We start from the raw sequence: 5,559 nt of genomic DNA, 5'->3' as shown, positions 1-5,559 counted from the left end.
TGTTTTGGGTGGGTGTAGAGTAGTACGAGTCGTCAGGGCGTGTGAGTGTTTATCGCTCCTTGTCAGATGATGTTTTTGATAATTTTATGAGTGGTTTTCCTTGGTTTTCTGGGGATGGTTTGTTGGCTGGGTTTTTCTGGTTGGTGGGTTGTTTCTGGTTTGCTGTGTGGTGTGTTTCACTTGTTTTGGTGTTGCATGTTGCGGGGGATTGCTGGTAAGGTTATCTGGTTGCCTGCTTTGGTGGGTGGCTGAAAAATGAGATTGACCGGCGTGGTTGTCACTGGGATTGTTTTTTCTTGGTGTGGTTGCGTGTGGTTTGTTGCTTGAGAACTCAATAGTGTGCTTTTTATTGTTCATAGCATCATCACGTGAGTGTGGTGGTGTGTGACTACAACTGATACCAAATTTTTATATATTTTATTTTGATATAACCTTTTTGGTTTCAGAATGACAGCATTGAAATGATGACCGAGTCACCGTACCCCGTGTGGCGTTTGAGGTTGTTGTTTTGTTTTTTATTTTGAGATCAGGTTTTCAAATGTCTTTTGTTTTCTAACGGAGAGTTTGATCCTGGCTCAGGACGAACGCTGGCGGCGTGCTTAACACATGCAAGTCGAACGATGAAGCTCCAGCTTGCTGGAGTGGATTAGTGGCGAACGGGTGAGTAATACGTGAGTAACCTGCCTTTGACTCTGGGATAAGCCTGGGAAACTGGGTCTAATACTGGATACGACCATTCTTCGCATGAAGTTTGGTGGAAAGGGTTTGTACTGGTTTTAGATGGGCTCACGGCCTATCAGCTTGTTGGTGAGGTAATGGCTCACCAAGGCGACGACGGGTAGCCGGCCTGAGAGGGTGACCGGCCACACTGGGACTGAGACACGGCCCAGACTCCTACGGGAGGCAGCAGTGGGGAATATTGCACAATGGGCGCAAGCCTGATGCAGCGACGCCGCGTGAGGGATGACGGCCTTCGGGTTGTAAACCTCTTTCAGCAGGGGAGAAGCGAAAGTGACGGTACCTGCAGAAGAAGCGCCGGCTAACTACGTGCCAGCAGCCGCGGTAATACGTAGGGCGCGAGCGTTGTCCGGAATTATTGGGCGTAAAGAGCTTGTAGGCGGTTTGTCGCGTCTGCTGTGAAAGACCGGGGCTTAACTCCGGTATTGCAGTGGGTACGGGCAGACTAGAGTGCAGTAGGGGAGACTGGAATTCCTGGTGTAGCGGTGAAATGCGCAGATATCAGGAGGAACACCGATGGCGAAGGCAGGTCTCTGGGCTGTAACTGACGCTGAGAAGCGAAAGCATGGGGAGCGAACAGGATTAGATACCCTGGTAGTCCATGCCGTAAACGTTGGGCACTAGGTGTGGGGGACATTCCACGTTTTCCGCGCCGTAGCTAACGCATTAAGTGCCCCGCCTGGGGAGTACGGCCGCAAGGCTAAAACTCAAAGGAATTGACGGGGGCCCGCACAAGCGGCGGAGCATGCGGATTAATTCGATGCAACGCGAAGAACCTTACCAAGGCTTGACATACACTGGATCGGATCAGAGATGGTTTTTCCCTTCGGGGCTGGTGTACAGGTGGTGCATGGTTGTCGTCAGCTCGTGTCGTGAGATGTTGGGTTAAGTCCCGCAACGAGCGCAACCCTCGTTCTATGTTGCCAGCACGTTATGGTGGGGACTCATAGGAGACTGCCGGGGTCAACTCGGAGGAAGGTGGGGATGACGTCAAATCATCATGCCCCTTATGTCTTGGGCTTCACGCATGCTACAATGGCCGGTACAATGGGTTGCGATACTGTGAGGTTGAGCTAATCCCAAAAAGCCGGTCTCAGTTCGGATTGGGGTCTGCAACTCGACCCCATGAAGTCGGAGTCGCTAGTAATCGCAGATCAGCAACGCTGCGGTGAATACGTTCCCGGGCCTTGTACACACCGCCCGTCAAGTCACGAAAGTTGGTAACACCCGAAGCCGGTGGCCTAACCTTTTTGGGGGGAGCCGTCGAAGGTGGGATTGGCGATTGGGACTAAGTCGTAACAAGGTAGCCGTACCGGAAGGTGCGGCTGGATCACCTCCTTTCTAAGGAGCTCAATCTTTTGGTTGGCCTGGTTTGTTCACGAGTGTTGGACACTGGGTTTGCTCATGGGTGGAATGTTGGTTGTGGTTTTTGGATGGTAGAGGGCGCATTGTTGGGTTTTGAGGTTGCAGGCTTTGGTTTGTGATTCTCGTTTTGCCTGGTGCTGGTGGGTGCTGCTGCTTTGTGTGGTGGTGTTTGTTGGTAGTTGGGTTGTTGTTTGAGAACTGTATAGTGGACGCGAGCATCTTCTGGAAACTGTTTGAATGATTTTTTTGTTTGGATGTGTTTCTTTGATTTGTAAGAAAACTTAGTTATTTTTGAAATAATCTTTGATTATTTTGTGTGTCGTAAGTCATTAAGGGCACACGGTGGATGCCTTGGCATCAGGAGCCGATGAAGGACGTGTGAATCTGCGATAAGCCTCGGGGAGTCGATAACAGGACGTTGATTCGAGGATTTCCGAATGGGGAAACCCAGCAAGTTGTAAGGCTTGTTACCACCAGTTGAATGTATAGGCTGGTTGGGGGGAACGCGGGGAAGTGAAACATCTCAGTACCTGCTGGAAGAGAAAATAAATAATGATTCTGTGAGTAGTGGCGAGCGAAAGCGGATGAGACTAAACCTGTGGTGTGTGATACCGGTTAGGGGTTGCATCATGGGGGTTGTGGGAGCAGCGTGGTAGTTCTAACTGGCTACTGGCTTGATGTCGTGTTGGGTAGGTGAAGGCCTTGGGATGGGCTGCCGTAGAGGGTGAGAGTCCCGTAACCGAAATTTGACACGCCGGGCGTTTGTTTTCCCGAGTAGCACGGGGCTCGTGGAATCTCGTGTGAATCTGCCAGGACCACCTGGTAAGTCTAAATACTTCCTGATGACCGATAGTGAATCAGTACCGTGAGGGAATGGTGAAAAGTACCCCGGGAGGGGAGTGAAATAGTACCTGAAACCGTGTGCTTACAAGCCGTTGGAGCCTTTTGGGGTGACAGCGTGCCTTTTGAAGAATGAGCCTGCGAGTTAGTGTTCTGTCGCGAGGTTAACCCGTGTGGGGTAGCCGTAGCGAAAGCGAGTCTGAATAGGGCGTTTGAGTGGCAGGATCTAGACCCGAAGCGGAGTGATCTATCCATGGCCAGGTTGAAGCGACGGTAAGACGTCGTGGAGGACCGAACCCACTTCAGTTGAAAATGGAGGGGATGAGCTGTGGATAGGGGTGAAAGGCCAATCAAACTCTGTGATAGCTGGTTCTCCCCGAAATGCATTTAGGTGCAGCGTCGTGTGTTTCTTATCAGAGGTAGAGCTACTGGTTGGCCGATGGGCCGTATTGGTTACTGACGTCAGCCAAACTCCGAATGCTGGTAAGTGAGAGCGCGGCAGTGAGACAGTGGGGGATAAGCTTCATTGTCGAGAGGGAAACAGCCCAGACCATCAATTAAGGTCCCTAAGCGTGTACTAAGTGGGAAAGGATGTGGAGTTGCTTAGACAACCAGGAGGTTGGCTTAGAAGCAGCCATCCTTGAAAGAGTGCGTAATAGCTCACTGGTCAAGTGATTCTGCGCCGATAATGTAGCGGGGCTCAAGTACACCACCGAAGTTGTGGCAATGAGATTTTTCTTGTTGGGTAGGGGAGCGTCGTGTATTCGGTGAAGCTGCGGTGTGAACTGTGGTGGAGGGTATGCGAGTGAGAATGCAGGCATGAGTAGCGAATCACGGGTGAGAAACCCGTGCGCCGGATGATCAAGGGTTCCAGGGTCAAGCTAATCTGCCCTGGGTTAGTCGGGGCCTAAGGCGAGGCCGACAGGCGTAGTCGATGGATAACGGGTTGATATTCCCGTACCGACGAAGAACCGTCAATACTGAATGGGTGATGCTAACTATGCGATGCTGGTGTGCTTTCATTTTTTGTTGGTGTGCTGGTTGGTTGTAGGGTCCTATCCTTGGAGGTAAACGTATTAACAGGTGTGACGCAGGAAGGTAGCCAAGCCACGCGGTGGTTGTCGTGGTCTAAGCGTGTAGGGTATCCAGTTGTTAAATGCGCTGGTGTTGGCCTGAGACGTGATGGGACTCCTTTGTGGAGGATTTGGTGATCCTATGCTGCCGAGAAAAGCATCGGCGTGAGGTTCTAGTTGCCCGTACCCTAAACCGACACAGGTGATCAGGTAGAGAATACTAAGGCGATCGAGAGAATCATGGTTAAGGAACTCGGCAAAATGCCCCCGTAACTTCGGGAGAAGGGGGACCTTGAGCGTGAACTGCCCTTGCGGTGGGGAGCGTGTATGGGTCGCAGAGACCAGGGGGAAGCGACTGTTTATCAAAAACACAGGTCCGTGCGAAGTCGTAAGACGATGTATACGGACTGACTCCTGCCCGGTGCTGGAAGGTTAAGAGGATTGGTTAGCTCTTTTGGGCGAAGCTGAGAATTTAAGCCCCAGTAAACGGCGGTGGTAACTATAACCATCCTAAGGTAGCGAAATTCCTTGTCGGGTAAGTTCCGACCTGCACGAATGGAGTAACGACTTCCCTACTGTCTCAACCATGAACTCGGCGAAATTGCAGTACGAGTAAAGATGCTCGTTTCGCGCAGCAGGACGGAAAGACCCCGTGACCTTTACTATAGTTTGGTATTGATGTTCGGTGTGGCTTGTGTAGGATAGGTGGGAGATGTTGAAGCCGTGACGCTAGTTATGGTGGAGTCGTTGTTGAAATACCACTCTGGTCATATTGGATGTCTAACTTCGGGCCATGATCTGGTTCAGGGACAGTGCCTGATGGGTAGTTTAACTGGGGCGGTTGCCTCCTAAAGTGTAACGGAGGCGCCCAAAGGTTCCCTCAGCCTGGTTGGCAATCAGGTGTTGAGTGTAAGTGCACAAGGGAGCTTGACTGTGAGACTGGCAGGTCGAGCAGGGACGAAAGTCGGGACTAGTGATCCGGCGGTACGTTGTGGAACGGCCGTCGCTCAACGGATAAAAGGTACCTCGGGGATAACAGGCTGATCTTGCCCAAGAGTCCATATCGACGGCATGGTTTGGCACCTCGATGTCGGCTCGTCGCATCCTGGGGCTGGAGTTGGTCCCAAGGGTTGGGCTGTTCGCCCATTAAAGCGGTACGCGAGCTGGGTTCAGAACGTCGTGAGACAGTTCGGTCCCTATCCGCTGCGTGCGTTGGAAATTTGAGAAAGGCTGTCCTTAGTACGAGAGGACCGGGACGGACGAACCTCTGGTATGTCAGTTGTACCGCCAGGTGCATGGCTGATTGGCTACGTTCGGGAGGGATAACCGCTGAAGGCATCTAAGCGGGAAGCCTGTTTTGAGATGAGATTTCCTTGCCCTTTGTGGGTGTGAGGTTCCCTATAGATGATGGGGTTGATAGGCCGGGTATGGAAGCAAGGACGTGAGACTTGTGGAGTTGACTGGTACTAATAGACCGAAGGCTTATGTTTATTTTGGCTTTGTTTTTGTGTTTGTGTCCACTGTACGGTTTTCTAATAACAAA

At 51.5% G+C, this 5,559-nt stretch carries 2 rRNA genes; both read left to right on the top strand.

The features are described from left to right. Positions 1-552: 552 nt before the first annotated feature. Positions 553-2,079 (top strand): 16S ribosomal RNA (locus tag ACN084_RS08585). Positions 2,080-2,422: 343 nt separating this feature from the next. Further along, positions 2,423-5,506: ribosomal RNA gene (locus tag ACN084_RS08580) — 23S ribosomal RNA — on the top strand. Together the 16S and 23S rRNA genes form the textbook arrangement of a ribosomal RNA operon. The last annotated feature ends 53 nt before the right edge of the window (positions 5,507-5,559 follow it).

Origin of the sequence: Rothia sp. P7208, assembly GCF_048512915.1 — a bacterium.
Taxonomy (GTDB): Bacteria; Actinomycetota; Actinomycetes; order Actinomycetales; family Micrococcaceae; genus Rothia.
The sequence above is the reverse complement of the archived record's forward strand: the minus strand, read 5'-3'. Positions and strand labels throughout refer to the sequence as shown.